Raw genomic sequence first — 21,222 nt, forward strand, 5'->3', positions numbered from 1 at the left:
GGAGTGGCGGAGGTATTAGAGTTGGAGAGTATTAGGGTGTGAGGGTTTTAGGGTTGGAGAGTTTTAGAGTGAGTAAGATTTAGTTTGAAATCTGTTATCTAAGCTTAAAGTTTTGTTTTCCGGTTTTGTTTCTTGAATCTTGCCTATTCATCATTCACTTGCGAAGCAAAATTCACCATTCAACATTGATGATTCCTCACTACTCGTGATTGAGTGCATACGTTCTGAAATTCAACATTTTCACTTTTCCTGAATCTAAAAGGAAGATGAGGTTTTCTAAGATGTTGTTTTTTGAATGGTAATTGAGCTGTACAGAAAGATCTTCGATGGTGGAAGGTTTTTTAGCCAACAGATTAATGATCTGCTGGGAAATATTTTTTCCGAAAATGGATTGCTTGTTCTTTTCACATACTGAGCATTGGCCACAGTTCTTCGTATTCTTTTCACCAAAATAGGCGAGAATAAGTTTCATTTTACAGTAATCATTATTTTCTATAAAAAACTTGATCTCTTCCCATTTCTGAATTTTATTTTTTTGGATATGCTCAAAAAGTTTCCAGTACGCTGCATTAATTGCTCTTTCATCACGCGGCCTCAGGAATTTGATGCTTGAAAGGGCACCGTCTACATATTCCAGGTAGTTCTTCTGTTGAAGTTCTTTAAGCCGCTCTTTGATCAGAGGGACACTTACTCCGATCTTATTGCTGACCTGTTGTTCGCTGAACATCACTTTATGTGTCGTAATTCCCGATACGGTACGGAGCAGAAGCTCTATAAAATAAGCGTCTTTCTGTGGCAGCTGGTCTATTTCCTCAGCATTGAAGAGAAGCTCCATTGAGGACAGGCTCTTATTGTCATTATGATAGATGATTTCCTGATTATGCAGAAAATTAAGAACATTACTGATCTTAGCTTTTGATAGTCTGGTAAAATTCTGTATCCCCTGAATGTTCAGCTGAAAAACCTTTTCCGGCAGTTCATTTTCCGCCACCTGAAAAATAGAATAGAGATAGGTGATGATCTTTAAAAATTCGGCTTTGTTGGGAATCTGATTTTTCAGGATCTCATCAAAATTCAGCAATTCTTGTTGGTTCCAAAGAAGAAATGCAAAACTGTCCTTGCCGTCTCTTCCTGCTCTTCCGATTTCCTGATAAAAATTTTCTAATGAAGGAGCCGGAGAATAGTGGATCACAAAACGGACATTATCTTTGTCTATCCCCATACCGAAAGCATTGGTTGAGATAAGAACTTGATTGTCACTGTTATTCCAGTGAGACTGTCTGGTGTTTTTCTCTTTCGTAGTAAGACCTGCATGAAAATAGTCTACATTTTTTACCTGATTTTTCTTAAGAAATTCAGACAGCATTTCTGCATCTTTTCTGGTTCTTACATAAACAATCCCGGAATCATTGTTATGTTTTAAAATATCAAAAACACGTTGAAATTTATCAGAAACCTCATCCATAAAGATCCTGATATTTTCCCTCTTAAAACTTTTCTGAAAAACAAACGGTTTTTTAAGTTCCAGTTTGTTTTTGATCTCTTCCAATACTTTGGGAGTTGCAGTGGCCGTTAAAGCAAGACATGGAATCTTCGGATGATTTTTTCTGAATTCTTTGATATTCTGATAGCTCGGACGGAAATCCTGTCCCCATTCTGAAATGCAGTGAGCTTCATCTACGGCAATAAATGACAACTGAATTTCTTCGATGTTCTGAAGAAACTGTGCATTGGTCAGTCGTTCCGGGGATACATACAGTAATTTGGTAAGGCTGTCCTTGCAGCGGTCGTACACAGCTTCTGCATCATATTCATCAAGCTCGGAGGAAAGGTATTCTGCTTCAATGCCACGTTGCTTGAGCTGGCTCACCTGATCTTTCATCAGAGCAAGAAGAGGAGAAATGACGAGGCATGTTCCTTCCTTCAACAGGGCCGGAAGCTGGTAGCAGAGGGATTTTCCTGCACCAGTAGGCAGAAGCACGAGACTGTCGTTTTCATTAATGACAGCATTGATAATTTCTTCCTGAGAATCTCTGAAACTATCATAACCCCAAAAATATTTTAGGGTATCATATTTTAATTTTTGAAAATCCTGCTGCGAAATCATAGGGTAAAAGTAATAAAAGTATTACAACAAAAAAAGCCGTGCTGTGCACGGCTTTGATATATTTACTAAAAAGTTTATTATTTAGCTTCGAAATATACTCTTCTGTTAGCTCTGTTTTTCCATTCAGGACATTTAGTAGCTGGTTCACACTCAGGGTATTTAAGGTCTTTTTCACCTTTACCGATTGCGTTCAATTTAGAAGATTCTACTCCGTTTTTGATCAAATAGTCCTTAACGCTATTCGCTCTTCTTTCAGATAGCTTTTGGTTATAAGCATCAGAAGCTCTTGTATCTGTAGCCCCGATTACATTATACGCACCGTTTGAAGAGTTGATATATGAAACAGCGTTATTTAAGATTGGAGTGTTTGAAGGTAAAATTCTGTCAGAATTTAAATCAAACTCAATTCCCTCTAATTTTGTTGTAGTTTCATCTACTTTTCCTGGAACTACAGTAGGACATCCGTTGTTTTCAACAGGTCCCGGAACAGTTACACACTTATCGTAAAGGTCGATTACACCGTCAAGGTCAGTATCAAGAGCAACACCAGCACCATCCACTCTTGCACCTGCAGGAGTATCAAGCTGTCTGTCCCAATCGTCACAAACTCCGTCGTTATCAGCATCACCTTTTTTACATACTTCAATATCCTGGTTTTTGTTAGCCAAAACATCAAGCTTGTAATAGATTTCCTGAAGTGGATCATGCCACATCAAGTGAGATTCGTGCTTCCCTAATTTTAGGGTAATACCTAAAGTAGCGTTAAAGAAGTTGTCTGATACCTGCTCTTCACGTTTGTTGATCGCACTGTATTGTTGACCGCCTCCATCGAATTCATCATCACCAGTTACCACATACATCAATCGGCCTTCAAGATCAAGTCTTCTGTTGATTTTGTATTTTAGACCGGCACCAGCCTGCATGAACATTGAACCTAGTTTGAAAGGTTTAATTTCCGTGGCTACTCTCTGTCCGTTAACATCTTTTTGATAAGCTTTGTAGGCAATAGTACCAATACCTGCATAACCATGAAGCGCCCATCTGAAAGGAGAATGGTTGTCAACTCTTCTCAATAAATTAGAGAAGTTGATGTCTCCCAATAAAGAGATTGCATCATACTGAGTCCTTGCCCCTACAGCTGTTGCATCAGGTGCAGCATCTTTAGTGTTGAACCATCCTTGTCTTGTTTCACCTCTGTCATATTGTAATTTTAAACCGAACGCATGAGTGATCGCTTTATCAATACTTACATAAGCAGAGTATCCGAAAAGATTTTTACCGTTACCATTCTTGATAGATGTTAAATCAGCTGACTGTACCAATGGTACACCCACACCGGCTGAAATAGACCAGTCGTTAAATCTTTTTGATTGATTGGTAAACGGAGACACGTTGGCAGAACCAGAAGAAAATGTGTTTGGATATTCTCCATTTGAAACTGCTGTTGAGTCTTGCGCATAGCTTGCGGCTGGAATTGCCATTGCTAATGCTACAATTGCTAAACTTAATTTCATAGTGTATTTTTTTATTTAGTTATTTAAATGATTTTATTTTGTTGGGCATCCGTTGTTTTCAACAGGTCCCGGAACCGTTACGCATTTATCATACAGATCTATCACTCCGTCAAGATCCATATCTAAAGCTACACCTGCACCGTCTACTCTTGCTCCTGCAGGAGTATCTAACTGTCTGTCCCAGTCATCACATACGCCGTCATTATCAGCATCACCTTTTTCACATACTACAAGATCTGTAGCTGCATTTTCTAAAACGCTTGTTCTGTAGTAGGCTTCCTGAAGCGGGTCATGCCATGCCAGGTGAGATAATTTGTTTCCTAATTTGAAAGAAACTCCTAAAGTCACTGTCCATGCGTTATCGGATCTTGAATCGCTGATCATGTTATATTTTGAACCTGGCGTTGCAGGATCGTAGTCGTTGGGATCACCCCATCCGCCTCCATCGAATTCATCATCACCACTTACAATATACATTGTTCTGGCTTCGATGTCGATAAGTTTAGACACTTTATATTTCACTCCTGCTCCAAACTGATAGTATAGAGAGTTAATGTCGAAATCCTTTTCAATAAACAGAGGAACTCTTTTTGGGCTGTCGCTCCATCTGAATTCGTTTGCGTCATGCAGAGAAGTGTTGTAACCCTGGAACCCAATTCCGGCATAACCATGTAATGCCCATCTGTAAGGAGAATGATTATCAACTCTTCTCAATAGATTGGAAAAGTTAACATCTCCCATTAAAGCAACCTGATCAAATTTGGTAGTTGCTGTTCCTACACCAGCCGCAACACCTGCTGCGCCTTCTAACCTTGCTTTCTGTTTTGTTTCACCTCTCTGATAGATAAGGCTTAATCCGAAAACATGAGTAATCTGCTTGTCAACACTCACGTAAGCACTATACCCCCAGTTGACCTTTTTGTCATAAAAAGATGTAAGATCAGAGTGTGCCATAAACGCAGCACCTCCACCAACGGAAATAGACCAGTCATTAAAACGTCTGGCTTTGTTGTCGAAACGCTGTACATTGGCAGAACCTGAAGAAAAGGTATTAGGATACTCACTAGAAGAGTTTACTGTGGTACTATCCTGGGCATAAGCCGCGATAGGCAGTGTGGCCAATAATAATAAACCTAATTTCATATATGTTTTTTATGTTTTATTTAGATAAAATCTTTCAATAATATTTTAGAAAAATCCCTTTCAAACAAATGCTTATAATGGGGTATCTCTAATCTTTCTGATCTGAATTTAAGATCATTATATTTAATGATATCAATATCTATTATTCTATCGCTGTAGCCGCCCAATGCAGTTGAATCTTTGATTCTTCCCATCTCAATTTCTATACTTTTAATAAAATCAAGCAGTTGAATAGGCGAGAGACGCGTGAATATTACTGATGCAATATTACAAAAAATATTGGAACTAACAAATTCTACGGGTTCGGTTGTCAAAAATTCGCTTACTTGTGAAATGAAATTACCTCCCTCAGAGATTTTCTGAAGGGCCAGCTGTAAATTTTTTTTTTGATCTCCAAGGTTACTTCCTAGTAACAAAACTACCTTATGCTGCGACATATTGGAAAATTGATTGATATATGAGAAGTTTCTTTAAAAACGTATTGGCAAATATAGTGGCAATTGTCCTATTATGCGCCGTATTTTTCGTCTTTTTCATCATGATGCTTGTTTTCAGTTCCATGGGGAATGACAAGTCTGCTGTGGTGAAAAATAATTCCGTTCTTACGATTAATTTAAAAACCAATATAATAGACAGTCCTACTGAAGAGGAAATGGGACTGTTCAACATCAGTGACAAAACCAAGAGCGTTATGCTGTATGACGTACTGGAGGCTATTAAAAAGGCCAAGACTGATGATCATATTAAAGGTATCAGTATCGAAGCTGATGATCTGCATGCCGGAATGACTCAGATCGATGATATCAGAAGTGCTATTGAGGATTTTAAAAAGAGCGGAAAATTTGTGTATGCTTACGGTAATGCCGTTTCGCAGGCTTCCTATTATTTAGGATCTGTTGCTGACAAGTATTATCTTAATCCATCAGGAATGATAGAGTTGAAAGGACTGGCTACAGAAGTTACATTCTTTAAAGATTTTGCTGATAAATACGGTATCGGTATAGAAGTGATAAGACACGGAAAATTTAAATCTGCCGTTGAGCCTTTTTTAAGGAATGATATTTCCCCGGAAAATAAAGAACAGCTGGGTACTCTTTTAAATGATATCTGGAAAAACACTTCAACTAAAATGGCCGTTTCAAGAAAAATTGATACTGCACAGTTCAGAATGGTTGTGGACAGCTTATACGGGATGATCCCGGAATTAGGTTTAAAATATAAACTTGCCGATAAACTGATCCAGAAAACAGAGTATGACCAGATGATAAAATCTAAACTTAGCCTTAAAGAAAAGGAAAAGCTGAATAAGGTATCATTAGCCGGCTATATCAGCTCTTACTCTGACGAGGATAAGTCCGGAGAGAAAGTGGCTATACTGTACGCTTCCGGTGGAATTAACAATGGTGACGGCTACAATGAGATCCACTCTGAGAAATATGTGAAATACATCAAAGATCTTCAGAATGATGATAAAGTAAAGGCAGTGGTTTTCAGAATCAATTCTCCGGGTGGAAGTGCTAATGCTTCGGATGAAATTTTATTTGAATTGCAGCAGCTGAAAAAGAAAAAGCCATTAGTGGTTTCCTTTGGTGATTACGCAGCTTCCGGAGGGTATTATATTGCTATGGCAGCAGATAAAATCTATTCAGAGCCTAATACACTGACCGGATCTATCGGAGTTTTCGGAGTGATTCCTTATTATAAGGATATCGCAAACAAAAACGGAATCCGTTCAGACATTGTGGCTACCAATGCCAATTCCCAGTATTATTCACCTTTAAACGGTGTTACCCCTTACGGCGTAAACCTGATTACCAGAAGTGTAGAAGGAACCTATAAAAGATTTGTACATTTTGTTACCCAAAACAGGAAGCAGACTTTCGAGCAGATTGACAATGTAGGCGGCGGAAGAGTGTGGAGCGGTGTACGTGCCAAGCAGATAGGTCTTGTAGACGAACTGGGAACACTGAATGATGCTGTGAAATTTGCAGCACAAAAAGCAGGGCTGAAATCATACCATGTATCTTCTTATCCTAAAAGAATGTCACCGTTTGAGCAGATCTTCAAAGATCTGAACGAAGAAGATATTTCGGCAAGAATCATTAAAAACAAAATAGGTAAAGCCAACTATGAAATCCTTCAGCAGATCACAGATGAAAAGCTGCAGTCTGAGGTGAAAATGGAAATGCCTTACCAGATTAAGATCAACTAAACTAAATTATATTGTACAAAAAATCCCGGAACTAAATTTCAGTTCCGGGATTTTATTTTTTTATCTGTTTTTATCAGTTTAGCTTTTCCTTGTAGCCATTCCGTAGATCCAGAGCACGATTAAAGCACCTCCTACAGCCAGGATCCAGCTTCTTGGGTTCCAGAATGAAGAAATGTCACCCCAGTGAAGGACGTAAACGCCAATGGCACCTCCAACGAATGCTCCAATAATTCCTAAAATAATAGTAATCAGCCATCCGCCTCCCTGGTTACCCGGCATAATCATTTTTGCAATAGCTCCAGCCAGCAGGCCGAATATGATCCAAGTTAAAATTCCCATAGTTTAAATAATTTTTATTTGTTAATAATATATGAATGTGTTTAGACTAATTTAAAGATAAATATGATAAAAATCATCTTTTCTTGAAAAAAGAATCTACAAATTCTATACCATTAAACAATTGAAGGTCCTGCATCTTTTCCCCTACGCCGATATACTTTACCGGAATCTGGAACTGATCTGATATACCTATGACAACACCGCCTTTCGCTGTTCCGTCAAGTTTTGTTACTGCCAATGCATTCACTTCTGTGGCTGCTGTAAACTGCTTGGCCTGCTCAAATGCATTCTGTCCTGTAGACCCGTCAAGAACCAGAAGGATCTCATGAGGGGCATCAGGAATTACTTTCTGCATTACTCTTTTGATCTTGGAAAGCTCATTCATCAGGTTGATCTTATTGTGAAGCCTTCCCGCAGTATCAATGATCACTACATCTGCGCCCTGTGCAACAGCACTCTGGACGGTATCAAAAGCCACAGAAGCCGGATCTGAACCCATATCCTGTTTTACGATAGAAACGCCCACTCTTTCGCTCCAGATGGTCAGCTGGTCTACCGCAGCTGCTCTGAAGGTATCTGCTGCCCCAAGGACAACTTTTTTTCCCTCAGACTTGAACTGGTGAGCCATTTTACCGATTGTAGTGGTTTTCCCTACACCATTCACACCAACTACCATGATGACGTACGGTTTTTTTGAACTGTCTATATTTCCTGTTCCTGCATGAGGATTTTCAAGAAGCAGTCCTGAGATCTCTTCACGGAGAATATGATCAAGCTCATTTACGCTTACATATTTATCACGGGCAACACGTGCTTCAATCCTTTCTATGATTTTAATGGTTGTGGATGCGCCTACATCGGATGCAATCAGTATTTCTTCCAGGTTGTCCAGTACTTCATCGTCTACTTTGCTCTTACCGACTACGGCCTTCGTCATTTTTTCAAAGAAACCCTGGCTGGATTTTTCCAGTCCCTTATCTAAAGTTTCTTTTTCTTCTTTTTTGAAAATATTTTTAAACCAACTCATAGTTCATTCTTATTTGTTTTTTATAACTGCCGTAGCTTCTACTTCTATAAGTATATCATCTCTGAAAAGACGGCTCACTTCCACAAGGCTGCTTACGGGAGGATTTTGAAGGTTGATATATAAGTCACGGATTTTTCTAAAGTCTGGTGTTTTGGAAATATCAGTGATGAAGATTCCCAGTTTTATAATATCCTTTCCTGTAGCTCCATATTCTTTCAGGATATTTTCAATGTTTTTAAAAACCTGTTCGGTCTGCTTCTCCACGTTGTTTCCCACGAGGCTGCCGGCAGCATCCAACGGGACCTGTCCGGAAAGAAAAATCATTTTGGAATTTCCACAGTCAATGCTTGTTGATTGTGAAAGTCCTTTAATGGAGAAAACTTCAGATGAGTTTTTAAATTCTACATTGTTCATCTTTTTCTGACCGAATGAAAATAGAAAAATTTCTGTGAAAACCAGAATAAGAACCTTTTTCATACAGATGAATATTTAATTGATTAATAATCTGGTGAACAAAGATAACAAAAAAACTACCCAAAATCTGAGTAGTTTTTTATATTGTAAATAAAGTGGAGATTATTTCTTCAAATAACCGTCTACTTCGTCTGCATTCATTACTTTTTCTTCGAAAACGTAAGCACCTGATTTAGATGACTTAATCATTTTCACAACTTTAGTCATTTTTTTTGACTGTCCGCTTTGTAGGGTTGCTACTACTTTCTTTGCCATGGTAAATTATATTTTATAAATTACTTGATTTCTTTGTGAAGGGTAGATCTTTTAAGAACAGGATTATACTTCTTAAGCTCTAATCTCTCTGTAGTGTTCTTTTTATTTTTAGTAGAAATGTATCTGGACATTCCCGGCATACCACTTTCTTTGTGCTCTGTACATTCAAGAATTACTTGAACTCTGTTTCCTTTTTTTGCCATGATTTATTAATTCTTTTTAATCAATCCGTTTCTAGTAGCTCTTTCAATAGCTTCCTCGATTCCAATCTTGTTAATCACTCTCAATCCATGAGCTGATACTTTCAGTGTTACGTGCTTATCTTGCTCCGGAAGGTAAAACTTCTTCTCCAATAAGTTAATTTCAAAACGACGCTTCGTTTTGTTATTAGCGTGAGAAACGTTGTTACCAACCATTGCACGCTTTCCTGTTATTTGGCAAATTCTTGACATATCTCGATGTTCTTATTTGTATAATATTTGAGGTTGCAAAATAACGAAGAATTTTTTAGATAGACAAATCTTTTGGAAAATATTTACAAATAACTGACTGATTAATAATCATGAATTTTAAAATAAAAGAATCTCCGGGACAGCCTGAGCCAAGTGACTGATATATTTCATGTAAACTTTCCGGTAAAAGCCAATCTGAATGCTTTATCTTTGTTTTTAATTAATCTAAATAAAAATAACATGAAGAGGATATGTATTCTTTTATCTATGCTTCCCGTTGGGTTGATGGCGCAAAACTATGCTGAAATCCAGACCGGTATGAAAAATTTTTACTACGGATCGGCTGATACAGCTGATATGGATGGTGACGGAAAGATGGATGTGGTGATCAACGGAGCCATTGACAGTGACAATGATGGGAATGTTGATACCTCTTTTAACGAAATATACAAAAATAATGGAAATTCACTGGTGCCTTACGCCAGCCTGGGAGCGAATGCAACCCATCTGGGTGATATAAAATTCATGGACTTCGATAATGACGGCCTTCCGGATATTATTTCTACAGGATTAAGTTATAACGATGTTGTTAATTATAAACATTACAGGTTCCGAAACTCAGGGACAGGTTTTGTGAAGGAAGCTGACCTTGACGGGAAAATCTATGGATCTTTGGAAGCTTTTGATTTCAATAATGACGGTAAGGTGGATTATGCTGTTAATGGAACACAATATATAGAAGGAGTCGGCTTTATGAATAATCTGGATTTTTATAAGAATACCGGAACTGATTTTGATATCTTTAAAGGCTGGCAGCCGGGAACACAGAACGGAAGCTTTAAGTTTGTAGATCTCAATAATGATAATTTCCTCGATCTTGTTATTTTAGGAATGGCACAAGATGATAGCCCGGTCTGTAAGGTTTATCTGAACCAGGAGGGAACATTGGTACTTTCGCAGGATCTTACTGCTCTGACGGGTGGGAAAATGGATTTTGCTGATTTCAATGCAGATGGTTACCAGGATGTTGTCATTACAGGTCAGGATAGTAGCTATTCCGGATTTCTTGCCATACTGATGAATGACGGGGCGGGACATCTGGATACACAGCAGATCAATATTCCTGAAATCGCAGATTCATCTGTAGCTGCAGGTGATCTGAATAATGACGGATATTATGATTTTATTGTTTCCGGAAACGATGAAAACAGCGATGCGATTGTAAAAACTTTTCTATATAATCCTTCTGATCAGAATTTTACTGAACATATACCTACAGGACTGCATACTTTGGGAGGGCCGGGTTTTGTGAATTTACTTGATTTTGACAATGACCACCGTCTGGATATTTTGCTGGCCGGATTTGATTGGGCAGATCCGGGCATGCCTTCACTTACCAAAATTTTCAAAAATACTTCTACTGAAGTTAACCTGAAACCAGTACCTCCTGCAGTCCTTAATTTAACGAAAACAGGAAACCGTTTTAATTTTTCATGGAGCGGCGCTTCTGATGATAAAACCCCAACGGATGCTCTTCGTTATGAGATTAAAGTAGGTTCTGCACCAGGATCAGCCAATATCGCGAAATATGTGGTAACAACACCATCCTGGTTCCTGGATCTCGATCCTTCTGTTCAAAATGTATTTTGGAGTGTAAGATCCATAGATGCTTCAAAAGTCTTTTCGGATCCTTCTGTACAGGGAACATTGGGTACACGTGATGTTGCTGTAAACAGTCAGGTTTCAATTTATCCGAACCCGGCATCAGACAAAGTATTTATCCGAGGAGAAAAAGTTTCGGAGGTTGAAATCTATTCTATGGATGGCAGAAAACAGAATGTTGTTTTCAATAATGACCAGTCGGTCAATGTTTCACATCTTACAAAAGGAGTGTATATATTAAAACTGAAAATTAAAAACGAAATAACCACTCAAAAACTTATGATTAAATAAAACTGAAGAGTTCTATTAGTAAGAAAAGCCAGCCGTCCAGCTGGCTTTTCTGTTTTTATTGTAAAAATCTATCGCTGGAGATTTTAAAAATTGAAACAGCCTCTGATATTTGTATTAAGATAAAAATTATGCTTTCTTAGTCCTGTTCCTGAATTTTTCAATCAAAAAATAAAACAGTAAAAAGCCCAGCGCAAAAATGGAGAATCTTGATAAAAGATCTCCGGCTCTTGTATAGAAAGTCATCGTTTCATAAAGATTCACTTTGGCGAATAATGTTGTTTTATCACCGTAAAAAGTATCTTCTACCACTTCGCCTTTTGCATTGATGTGTGCCGATATGCCGCTGTTGGCAGCACGGGCAATTTCCCTTCTGTTTTCTATTGCTCTTAATTTTGCATATGATAAAAGCTGCTTGTGTCCTTCTGTAACACCCCACCACGAGTCATTAGTCATAATGCTTAAGAAGTTGGCTCCCTTTTTAACGTAATCGGTTGTAAATTCACCGTAGATGCTTTCGTAGCAGATGATAGGTGCCATTCTGCCTTTGTTGTAAGGATTGGCAAAAGATTTTCTTTCCTTATCTATTCCTAAAGAAGCAACAGTGCCGCCCAGATTGAGCATTGCATCGCCTAAAAGAGGCTTTAAAATACTCATGTAAGGGAAAATCTCAACTCCCGGAACAAGTTTTCCTTTGTGATACACCTGAACTTTCTCCTGCGGTGCGATCTGGACAGCTGTATTATAGCTTTCCACCCAGAGCTCAGGATTAATCTGGTAAGCCTCTTTTGGTATGTTTTCCTGGTTTTTATAAAAGCGGTGGGAAGAAATCCCTGTTGCAAAAACGGCTCCCGGATGTCTGGATAAAAATCCTTTGATATTGTTTAAAAGCATACTCTTTTCAAAAGCAGTTTCAGAGATCGATCCTCTTCCGGGAAGGGCTGTTTCCGGGGCAATATAATAATCAATCTTTCCTTTTGAATTGTTTTCTGCCAAGGTTAAAAGGTCGTTTTCAATTGTAAGGCTGTCCTTAGAATATTTTTCAGCATAAGGATCAAGGTCCGGCTGCAGCATCAGAACATTCACCTGTCCGGAAGGTTTTTCGTTAAAATTATTGTATTTTATTAATGAAATAATCATCGGAAGGATGATTAATCCCGCAACGATCGATGCATTCCTGATCAGGTCTTTTCTTTTTCTTCCGGCTTCCCAGGTTCTTAAAGTATAGAATAGTAAAACATTGATCAATAAGATCCAGAAGCTCCCGCCGGTTGCTCCCAGTGTATCATACCATTGTATCAGTTTAGGATAATCTGAAAATACATTTCCTAAATTCAGCCAGGGCCAGGTCAGTTCCCAGTTCAGGTGAAATTTTTCAAAGCTCATCCATATCGCAATCAGAAATCCTAATCCCCAATAGGTTCCCTGCGCGTTTTTGTACCAGTGGTAGCACTGGAAAACCAGGGAATAAAGGAAAGAATTGACAAGAACGGGAAATACAACCGCCATCATGGAATGGCTTCCGTCCGGATTTTTGGCGCCGTATAACCATCCCGTAGTAACAATGTTCCAGATCACAAAACAAAGATAGGAGAGTCCGAAGACTACCCAGCTTTTTCTTTTGTAGGATGAAAATTTTGAGATTCCGTGTTCCATCATTAAAAGAGGAACAAGGGCAAAAAATATAAAGAACGGAACTCCGTAAGTAGGCCACGAAACAGATAGCAGCATGGCTGAAATGAGCGTAAGTAAAATGTATTTCATTAAATTAATTTAACACACAAATTTAATGTTTTTGAAATGAATAAATTTGTACCTGATGTTAAAGAAATTTTATAAAATTGTTATTGTTCCGTATACGCTGTTTTTGCTTTACCTTATGTTTCTGGGGATGGGCAGGTTTCAGTATGAAGACAACCTGATCAGGATAGAGCCGGTTTTGTCTACCGTACAGTTTATCCATAATACAATTGGATGGAAGGATATTGTCATTATTGTTTTGGGCAATATTATGATGTTCATTCCTTTCGGCTTTCTAGGATGGATATTTCCCAGGCTAAAGGATCTGAAAATGCTGTTCTATGCTTTTATTTCCGCCATTGTTATCGTTGAGGCACTCCAGTATTTTACCAGAATGGGAATATTTGAGGTAGATGATATTATTCTGAATACTTTCGGTGTATATCTCGGATGGCTGCTCCGCAGATTCATTGAAAAGAGATTTAGCCGTTTAATTCTTTAGCCCGTTTTTCAGCATTTAAAATTCCGTTTTTTAAAATTTCTTTAAAATTATGGTCTTCAAATGTTTTTAATGCAGCTTCAGTGGTTCCGCCTTTGGAAGCCACATCTTGGATAAGTTCTTCCAGGTTCTTTTCGGAGTTGTTGATCAGGTGATAAGCGCCCAGCATGGTCTGCTGTACAAACAATTTAGACAGGTTTTCATCAATACCCATTTGTACGCCTGCTTTTATCATGGCATCTACAATATAATAGAAGTAGGCCGGTCCGCTTCCTGAAAGTGCGGTAACACCGTCCATGAGATCTTCGTTTTCCAGATAAACGGATCTTCCGGTACTGTTCAACAGTCTTTCAATATTGATCAGCTGGCTGAAAGAAATGCCTTCTGCGGCGGTGTATCCTGTAATTCCCATTCCCAAAAGGGTAGGAGAGTTCGGCATGGCTCTTACCACAAGAGGATGGTTTAAAAGTTTTTGAATCTTTCCAATTTTAATTCCGGCCATGATGGATAAGACCATCTGGTTTTCTTTCAGCGTAAATTTAAAATTCTGGGCAACATGCAGGAAATCCTGAGGTTTTACGGCGATAATGATGAGATCGGCATCCAGTTCCTGGGTTTCTTCAAAAGTGGAAATCTGTGATTTTGGAAATTCTTCAGCGATTTTAGAAATTTTGGACTCACTTCTTGTGATCAGATGGAGATCTTGCGGCTTGATCAGTTCATATTTTAAGAATGATTTGGAAAAGGAAAGTCCCATATTGCCGGCTCCGAGAATGGCTATTTTCATATGTGTGTTTTTGTTTAGCTAAAATAATATTTTTATTGGTAAAAAAGGCTGTGTTCAATAAGTTTGAAAACAGCCCTGTATTATAAAATATTCACCTCCCGTTCCAGCTCTATCCCAAACTTTTCTTTAACAGAGTTGATGATTTCAGTAGAAAAATCAAAAATTTCTTTTCCGGTGGCATTTCCGGTGGCATTGATGATAACTAATGCCTGAAGCTTGTGTGAAGCTGCATTTCCAATCTGTTTCCCTTTCCATCCGCATTGTTCGATCAGCCAGCCGGCAGGTACTTTTACCACATCTCCGTTTGGATAGCCGGGAATATTTTCAAATTGATGTTTCAGCTCTTCAAACTGAACTAAAGGAATAGTTGGGTTTTTAAAAAAGCTTCCGGCATTGCCCGTTACTTTAGGATCCGGCAGTTTGCTCTGTCTGATGTTGATCACCGCTTTGGAAACATCCTGAATCGTAGGATGAGTGATTCCTGAATTGTCCAGTTCTGTTTTTATCGCACCATATTCTGTTTTGATGTGATGGTCTTTCCTGGTCAATTTAAAACTGACTTCCAGAATCACATATCTTCCTTTTCCTTCCTGCTTGAAAATAGAATCCCTGTATCCGAAATGACACTGTTCAAGATTGAATGTTTTAAGCTCAAGATTTTCAAGGTCTAAAACGGTACAGCTGACGAAAATATCTTTTATTTCAGTTCCGTAAGCCCCGATATTCTGCATTGGTGAAGTGCCTACATTTCCAGGAATCAATGACAGGTTTTCAAGTCCGCCGTAGTTTTTTTCAAGGCAGTACATCACGAATTCATGCCAGTTTTCTCCTGCTTTTGCCGTTACAAGCACTTCGTTTTCATTGAGATCTTCTTCAGAAATTCCTTTAAAACTTAGTTTAATGGCAAGGCCGTCAAAATCCTTAGTCAGCAGAATATTGCTGCCACCACCTAAAAATAAAATCTGAAGATGATGATCTTTGGAATAACTGATCGCGTCCCTAAGCTGTTCAAGGGTTTGTACTTCAATAAAGTATTTTGCTTTGGCATCAACGCCAAATGTATTGTAAGGTTTTAAGGAAAAATTTTCTTGCATGTTTTTATTGGTATTCTGTGGGAAGAATGAGGCTGAGCTGCTCTTTAAACTGTTTCAGCTGTCTGTAATGCAGCGTATCCGCATAAGAATTGACATAGATATGTGATTTTTTCGGAGTTCTGATCTGAAAAGTTTCGTCGATGCCATCTACGGATTGCTTGCTTGGAGAACTCTGTATAACATCAAGATCTTTGGTATTGATGGAAGAAATCAGTTGTTTCCAGATCTGTACACTGATGGCTGAGTGCCATTCCTTATGGGTTGCGCGGGCTGCCATGCCCTGTTCTGCTTGTATGGAATCTTTTGTAACTTTGATGATCTTGTAATAGCCCTGGTCACCACCAATATTGGATAAACTGATGAAGGTGATTTCATTCGGATTTTTATGACCGGCAGAAGTGGGGTTTTCCTTTTTGTCACAGGAAAAAAATGCCGGCAGCAAAAATAGTGAAAACAAAAGTTTCAGGGGAGTATTTTTTATTGCCGGCATCATAGATTGTATTTTAGAGACTGAATTCTCCTCTGTATTTCTTTAAAGCTTCTTTAAGAATCTCAACACTTCTCTTAAGATCTTCCTCTTTCAGAACGTAAGCGATTCTTACCTGTTTTTTTCCCAATTCAGGATCACTGTAGAAACCTCCTGCAGGAGCCACCATGATCGTTTCCTTGTTAAGGGAATATTTTTCTAAAAGCCATTGTGCAAATTTCTCAGTATCATCCACTGGAAGCTCTGCTACACAGTAGAAAGCCCCTTTTGGCTTAGGACAGATTACTCCAGGAATTGCATTAAGAAGGTCTACCAGTATATTTCTTCTGTGCGTATACTCTTCTCTTACCGCTCTGATGTACGCACCGTCGTTCTGGTGTGCCGCTGTTGCTGCGATCTGGCCTAAAAGAACCGGGCTTAGTCTTGCCTGTGCAAAAAGCATGGCAGCATCATAGATTTTTTTAGAACGGGTCAACAGGCATCCGATTCTTACTCCACACATAGAATAACGCTTGGATTCTGAATCAATGATGATACAGTTGTCGCTCAGTTCAGGGAAATCCAGCATAGAAATCTGCTGCTTTCCGTCATAAACATATTCTCTGTATACTTCGTCGGAAATAACAACGATATCATATTTCAAAGCAATTTCTGCCAGTTTCTGAAGTTCTTCACGGGTATAAAGATATCCCGTAGGGTTACCCGGGTTACAGATAATGATTGCTCTTGTTTTTTCTGTAATTTTTTTCTCAAATTCTTCGATCGGAGGCAGGGCAAAACCTGTATCAATACTAGACGGAACCGCTACAACATTCACATTGAATGTGCTGGTAAAACCGTTGTAATTGGCATAGTAAGGCTCAGGAATGATCACCTCGTCACCATCATCACATAAAGTGGAAATCGCAAAGTTTAATGCTTCGGAACCTCCATTGGTCACAATGAAATTATCCGGGGTAAGGTCTGAAAAACCAAGCGTATGATAATATTCCGTAAGGGCCTTTCTGTATTCTATATTACCTTCAGAAAGCGCATATTCCAATACTTTAAGATCAATATTCTTTAAAGCATTTAAAGCTGTTTCCGGTGTTTCAATATCAGGCTGCCCGATATTAAGGTGATATACTTTTATTCCCTGTTGTTTAGCTTTTAAAGCGTAAGGAACCAGTTTTCTTACCGGTGATGGTGGCATATGCTGCGCTCTGTTTGAAATATTTGGCATTGTTCAAAAAATTTGTATGGCAAAAATAAGATTTAATTTCTCAATAATAAAATAACCTGTTGCCCATTTTGAGCGCTTTTTAATTGTTTTGGAAATCAGCGGATTAAAATTGATTGTTGTCTCATTCTTTTGATGGTAACCGTAATCCTTTCTGTTCTGGTCATCAGTTTGTTAAAAAATGCTGAATGTTGGAAATTGATTAATGTAAAAATGATTGAAATTGTTAAAATAATACATTAAAATGTGAATAAAACATTTGGTCAGAAAATAATCTTTTCATATGACGCAGATATTGATATCTTAAATTTATCAACAAATGATTGTTTATTTTGTAAAAATATTGATTTTGTATTGGCTTTTTTATTAAATTTAAGCGCTAATAAAAAATAATTATGAAAATACATTTACCATTTAGAGTTCTGCCTGTTGTAACTCTTTTTGCGGCATCGGCTATGAATGCCCAAAATTTTCAGCCTATGCCTGTCCAGTCCGGATATACGGCAGATGTTATTGCAAACGATGTGGGGCCCGCAATGTCATCTACCACAGATGATGTAGACGGGGTTTCTTTTGCATTTGTCGCCGGAGATTTTAAAGCTACAGCCAGTAGTACACCACTTACTTACGGACTTCCGGTCAGCGGGATTATAAATTCTGCAGTAAGTTCCACACCCGGCCTTACTTTTCAGTTAGGGGATCTGTATGGAGAGAATTCCTTAAGGATTGCGAGCAATACTGCCGGCAATAACAGTGGAACGCTGGCATTTGCCACACCGGTTGCTGCTTTTAAAGTATATATGCTTTCTACCGGCGGAAGCGGAACATGTACAGTCGATGTCACGGTTAATTTTACGGATAATACTTCCCAGACATTTTCGGATGTAGCGATCTTCGACTGGTATGGCGGATCCGATTATGCCATTCAGGGAATCGGACGAATCAACAGAACGAATGATGTTTTAGAACCGAATTTTTCAAATCCCAGGCTATATCAGACTGCCTTAACTATTGATAATGGGAATGAGACAAAACCTATTCAGAGTATTACTGTAGAGAAAGTAGACGGCACAGGAATTGCGAATGTTTTTGCTTTTTCAGCTGATGCCTATACGGATTGTGTGGCTCCTACACTACAGCCTGCAGGTGTGGTTACTTCAAATTCTGCCCAGGTTTCATGGACAATACCTGGCAGTATTCAGGCAGTAAGCTATGACGTGTATTACAGCACCAGCAATACAGCGCCCACAACAGCATCAGTGCCCAATCATACCGGAATTACCGGAACTACCTTTACTATTCCGTCTTTATCATCAAGTACGGTGTATTATTATTGGGTAAGAAGCCATTGCAGCACTGCAACAGCCCAAAGTGGCTGGTCGCTACCCGGAACATTTACTACTTTGTGTGGGGCTGTGACTCCGGCATATACCAATAATTTCGACAGTTTCCCCGGAACATGCTGGGACAGTGATATTTCCGGAGGTACTCCTGCTACAGGCCCTACAGGAACAACTGCTTATTGGTGGGAAGGTGGGTTTTTAGGCACCGGTTTCGAAGGATCAGCAACGATCAACTTATATTCATCAGGAAGAACAGGCTGGCTAAAGACAGTACCTTTCGATCTTTCTGCAGGAACTTATAAAGTTAAATTTGATTATGGAGTAGCGGCTTATTTTAGTACCGATTCTTCGCCGATGGGGTCTGATGATGTTGTTCAGTTTCTGGTGTCCAATGATGCCGGGACCACATGGACTGTTCTTGAAACATGGAATGAAGCCAATGCACCTACCAATACTTCAACTCAATATGTGTACAACCTGACAGGATATAACAGTGCGAATACCGTTTTTGCTTTTTACGGAACGGAAGGGACAGAAAATGATTCCCCTGATTATAATTTCTATGTAGACAATTTTACCGTTGAAAATTCTCAGTTGGGTACTTCAGAAGTAAAAGGCGGTGTAAAGAAAGTGTCGGTTCACCCGAATCCGTTCAAAGACATTCTTTATATTTCAGATACCAGGGAAGTGAAATCTGTAACGGTGGGAGATGTTTCAGGCAGAACCATAAAAACATTTACGGGAGCTGTGAAAGAACTTGATTTGAGTACACTGAATGCAGGTCTTTATTTTGTTACGATCTACTTCAAAGACGGATCACAGTCTACAGTGAAAACGATCAAAAAATAATTTTTTTAATGTCAATAAAGTTGGGCGGCAGTACATGGTGTACTGCTGCTTTTTTATTGGTTGAATTTGAGCCGTCATATCCATAAATTTTGTTATTTTGGAAGAAATTAAAACTCACTGAAAATGCAAATTCCAGCGGACTCTGTAACGGATTATATTTCGAAAATTCCTGAAGAAAGACAGGAAGTATTCAGAAAACTATTTGATACCATCAATGATAACCTGCCAAAAGGCTTCCGGGAAAATATCAGCTACGGAATGGTGGGCTGGTGTGTTCCTCTGGAAACTTATCCCGCCGGTTATCATTGTACACCGGGTACGCCGTTGCCGTTTATGGCGCTGGCTTCCCAGAAAAATTTCATTGCCTTTTATCACATGGGAATGTATGCCGATCCTGAACTGTTGAACTGGTTTGTGGCTGAATATCCAAAGTATTCCAAAAGAAAGCTGGATATGGGAAAATCCTGTGTACGTTTCAAAAAAATGGATGATATTCCCTTTGAGCTTATTGCTGAGGTGAGCAAAAAAATGACGGTAGAAAACTGTATCAATACCTATGAAAGCCAGTTTAAAAGAACAAAACCACCTGTTTCAAAAGAAAAATAGATGTATGCTTCATGACACTTTATAAATGATTGTAAATTTGAATGCTCCAATGCTCCAATGCTCCAAATGCTATGATTAAATCTAAAAAAGATATGTTTCAGAAAAGTCCGGAAACTTTAACCTATGCCATTTTCTTTGCCCTGATTCTGCTGTTGCAGTATTGTACTCCTCAAGCTAAGTCCGGGAGACTGAAGAATGGCGACCTGCTTTTCGTTACGGCAAAAGAAACCGGGCTTTCGGGAGCGATTAATAATGTCACTCAAAAGCAGAAAGAGGCATCATTTGATCATATCGGCATTGTAGAAAAAGAGAATAATCACTGGTATGTGCTGCACGCCGCTCCCAAAGGAGGTTCCCGGAAACAAGAGCTGAAGTCTTTTCTTACGGATCAGTCTGCTGACGGTCAGAAAGTGATCATTTACCGCCTCAAGCCGGAATATCAGAAGTCTATTTCTGCTGCTTTAACAAAGGCGGAATCCATGTTAGGAAAACCTTATAATTTCAATTATATTTTAGATGAAAACTCTTATTACTGTTCAGATTATATTGAAAGAGCTTTCCGGGAAGACCATATATTCAAACTGGAGCCTATGACATTTATTGATCCAAAAACGGGTAAAACCAATGAATTCTGGGCAGAATTTTACAAAAAGAAGAACCTGAAAGTTCCGGAAGGAGAGCCGGGGTGTAATCCAAATGGGTTAGCCGCTTCAGATAAACTGGAAAAAATAGGAGAGTTGTAAGCAGCATCTTAAAATAACATTACCCCTAGGATATAGAGAATCTTCAGGGGTATTTTTATGCTTTCATTCTGTTTTTGACAGTTTCAAAATCTTTATAATCTTTGGTAGCTTTTAACTTAAATTGAATATTCGTCACTTTGAATAGACTTTTGGAAAAAATTGTATCGCGAAGTTTTTGATTCTCATGGTGTTTGTAGTTCACGGGTTCTCGATACATTTTTCTCCGCTTTGCTGCGAAAAACACTCGAACTGACGGAGCCAATTTGGTATAGGTTGAATAAGGCATCACTTCGGGTAGACTTTTGGAAAAAATTGTATCGGGAAGTTTGTGATTCTCGAGGTGTCTGTAGTTCACGGGTTCTCGATACATTTTTCTCCGCTT

The 21,222-nt window shown here is 38.7% G+C and carries 22 protein-coding genes; 6 read left to right on the forward strand and 16 right to left on the reverse strand.

Annotated features, from left to right (window positions below; all coding sequences use genetic code 11):
• Positions 1 to 199: 199 nt before the first annotated feature.
• The 4 genes from IX38_RS05105 to folK form a co-directional block, all read right to left on the reverse strand.
• Complete coding sequence (locus IX38_RS05105; RefSeq protein ID WP_034702424.1) at positions 200 to 2,107, reverse strand: RecQ family ATP-dependent DNA helicase; 1,908 nt, start codon at positions 2,105 to 2,107, stop codon at positions 200 to 202.
• Positions 2,108 to 2,184: 77 nt separating this feature from the next.
• A complete protein-coding gene (locus IX38_RS05110; RefSeq protein WP_034702428.1) occupies positions 2,185 to 3,621 on the reverse strand; it encodes an OmpA family protein in 1,437 nt (478 codons plus the stop codon).
• A gap of 33 nt (positions 3,622 to 3,654) precedes the next feature.
• Entirely contained in the window at positions 3,655 to 4,764 is a 1,110-nt protein-coding gene (locus IX38_RS05115) for a flagellar motor protein MotB (protein ID WP_034702430.1), read from the reverse strand.
• Between the two features lie 20 nt (positions 4,765 to 4,784).
• Positions 4,785 to 5,201, reverse strand: a complete 417-nt coding sequence (gene folK / locus IX38_RS05120; protein ID WP_034702432.1) for a 2-amino-4-hydroxy-6-hydroxymethyldihydropteridine diphosphokinase — start codon at positions 5,199 to 5,201, stop codon at positions 4,785 to 4,787.
• Between the two features lie 20 nt (positions 5,202 to 5,221).
• On the opposite strand from folK, the gene sppA reads away from it, so the two are divergent.
• Positions 5,222 to 6,976 (forward strand): signal peptide peptidase SppA, encoded by a 1,755-nt coding sequence (gene sppA, locus IX38_RS05125; RefSeq protein ID WP_034702434.1) that lies wholly within the window; start codon positions 5,222 to 5,224, stop codon positions 6,974 to 6,976.
• 78 nt (positions 6,977 to 7,054) lie between these two features.
• Here the strand turns inward: sppA and IX38_RS05130 are convergent, their stop codons facing one another.
• The 6 genes from IX38_RS05130 to rpmB form a co-directional block, all read right to left on the reverse strand.
• Positions 7,055 to 7,315, reverse strand: a complete 261-nt coding sequence (locus tag IX38_RS05130; RefSeq protein ID WP_034702436.1) for a GlsB/YeaQ/YmgE family stress response membrane protein — start codon at positions 7,313 to 7,315, stop codon at positions 7,055 to 7,057.
• Between the two features lie 73 nt (positions 7,316 to 7,388).
• Positions 7,389 to 8,342, reverse strand: coding sequence for a signal recognition particle-docking protein FtsY (gene ftsY, locus IX38_RS05135; protein WP_034702438.1), 954 nt, complete (start codon positions 8,340 to 8,342; stop codon positions 7,389 to 7,391).
• Between the two features lie 9 nt (positions 8,343 to 8,351).
• Positions 8,352 to 8,819 carry a RidA family protein gene (locus tag IX38_RS05140; RefSeq protein ID WP_051884485.1) on the reverse strand — a complete coding sequence of 156 codons (468 nt, stop codon included), beginning with the start codon at positions 8,817 to 8,819 and terminating at the stop codon, positions 8,352 to 8,354.
• Between the two features lie 99 nt (positions 8,820 to 8,918).
• Positions 8,919 to 9,071: a DUF4295 domain-containing protein gene (locus IX38_RS22305; RefSeq protein WP_073175385.1), complete on the reverse strand. Its 153-nt coding sequence runs from the start codon at positions 9,069 to 9,071 to the stop codon at positions 8,919 to 8,921.
• Positions 9,072 to 9,091: 20 nt separating this feature from the next.
• The gene (gene rpmG, locus IX38_RS05145) at positions 9,092 to 9,274 is read right to left on the reverse strand and encodes a 50S ribosomal protein L33 (RefSeq protein ID WP_027373683.1); all 183 of its coding nucleotides are present in this window, start codon (positions 9,272 to 9,274) and stop codon (positions 9,092 to 9,094) included.
• 6 nt (positions 9,275 to 9,280) lie between these two features.
• Positions 9,281 to 9,523, reverse strand: a complete 243-nt coding sequence (gene rpmB, locus IX38_RS05150) for a 50S ribosomal protein L28 (protein ID WP_002976757.1) — start codon at positions 9,521 to 9,523, stop codon at positions 9,281 to 9,283.
• A gap of 240 nt (positions 9,524 to 9,763) precedes the next feature.
• Between rpmB and IX38_RS05155 the strand changes: the two genes are divergently transcribed.
• The gene (locus IX38_RS05155) at positions 9,764 to 11,476 is read left to right on the forward strand and encodes a T9SS type A sorting domain-containing protein (RefSeq protein ID WP_034702560.1); all 1,713 of its coding nucleotides are present in this window, start codon (positions 9,764 to 9,766) and stop codon (positions 11,474 to 11,476) included.
• A 126-nt stretch (positions 11,477 to 11,602) separates the two neighbouring features.
• Here the strand turns inward: IX38_RS05155 and lnt are convergent, their stop codons facing one another.
• Positions 11,603 to 13,237, reverse strand: a complete 1,635-nt coding sequence (gene lnt, locus IX38_RS05160) for an apolipoprotein N-acyltransferase (protein ID WP_034702440.1) — start codon at positions 13,235 to 13,237, stop codon at positions 11,603 to 11,605.
• A 55-nt stretch (positions 13,238 to 13,292) separates the two neighbouring features.
• On the opposite strand from lnt, the gene IX38_RS05165 reads away from it, so the two are divergent.
• Entirely contained in the window at positions 13,293 to 13,715 is a 423-nt protein-coding gene (locus IX38_RS05165) for a VanZ family protein (RefSeq protein ID WP_034702443.1), read from the forward strand.
• Here the strand turns inward: IX38_RS05165 and proC are convergent.
• From proC to IX38_RS05185, 4 genes are all read right to left on the reverse strand, one after another.
• A complete protein-coding gene (proC, locus tag IX38_RS05170) occupies positions 13,696 to 14,499 on the reverse strand; it encodes a pyrroline-5-carboxylate reductase (protein WP_034702446.1) in 804 nt (267 codons plus the stop codon). The two genes, IX38_RS05165 and proC, sit on opposite strands and share 20 nt — an antisense overlap.
• An 80-nt stretch (positions 14,500 to 14,579) precedes the next feature.
• Entirely contained in the window at positions 14,580 to 15,593 is a 1,014-nt protein-coding gene (gene murB, locus IX38_RS05175) for a UDP-N-acetylmuramate dehydrogenase (protein WP_034702448.1), read from the reverse strand.
• 4 nt (positions 15,594 to 15,597) lie between these two features.
• Positions 15,598 to 16,086, reverse strand: a complete 489-nt coding sequence (locus tag IX38_RS05180) for a hypothetical protein (RefSeq protein WP_228377912.1) — start codon at positions 16,084 to 16,086, stop codon at positions 15,598 to 15,600.
• A 10-nt stretch (positions 16,087 to 16,096) separates the two neighbouring features.
• Positions 16,097 to 17,302 carry a pyridoxal phosphate-dependent aminotransferase gene (locus IX38_RS05185; protein ID WP_034702452.1) on the reverse strand — a complete coding sequence of 402 codons (1,206 nt, stop codon included), beginning with the start codon at positions 17,300 to 17,302 and terminating at the stop codon, positions 16,097 to 16,099.
• A 392-nt stretch (positions 17,303 to 17,694) separates the two neighbouring features.
• Between IX38_RS05185 and IX38_RS05190 the strand changes: the two genes are divergently transcribed.
• From IX38_RS05190 to IX38_RS05200, 3 genes are all read left to right on the forward strand, one after another.
• Entirely contained in the window at positions 17,695 to 19,491 is a 1,797-nt protein-coding gene (locus IX38_RS05190; protein ID WP_084680206.1) for a T9SS type A sorting domain-containing protein, read from the forward strand.
• A 123-nt stretch (positions 19,492 to 19,614) separates the two neighbouring features.
• Positions 19,615 to 20,097: a DUF1801 domain-containing protein gene (locus IX38_RS05195; protein WP_034702457.1), complete on the forward strand. Its 483-nt coding sequence runs from the start codon at positions 19,615 to 19,617 to the stop codon at positions 20,095 to 20,097.
• 71 nt (positions 20,098 to 20,168) lie between these two features.
• On the forward strand, positions 20,169 to 20,840 hold the full coding sequence (locus IX38_RS05200; RefSeq protein ID WP_084680208.1) for a YiiX/YebB-like N1pC/P60 family cysteine hydrolase: 672 nt from the start codon (positions 20,169 to 20,171) through the stop codon (positions 20,838 to 20,840).
• A 55-nt stretch (positions 20,841 to 20,895) separates the two neighbouring features.
• Here IX38_RS05200 and IX38_RS22880 read toward each other — a convergent pair.
• The coding region (locus IX38_RS22880; protein ID WP_228377913.1) for a hypothetical protein at positions 20,896 to 21,222 on the reverse strand (327 nt) is incomplete at its 5' end.

It is taken from the genome of Chryseobacterium luteum (genome assembly GCF_000737785.1).
GTDB classification, from domain to species: domain Bacteria; phylum Bacteroidota; class Bacteroidia; order Flavobacteriales; family Weeksellaceae; genus Chryseobacterium; species Chryseobacterium luteum.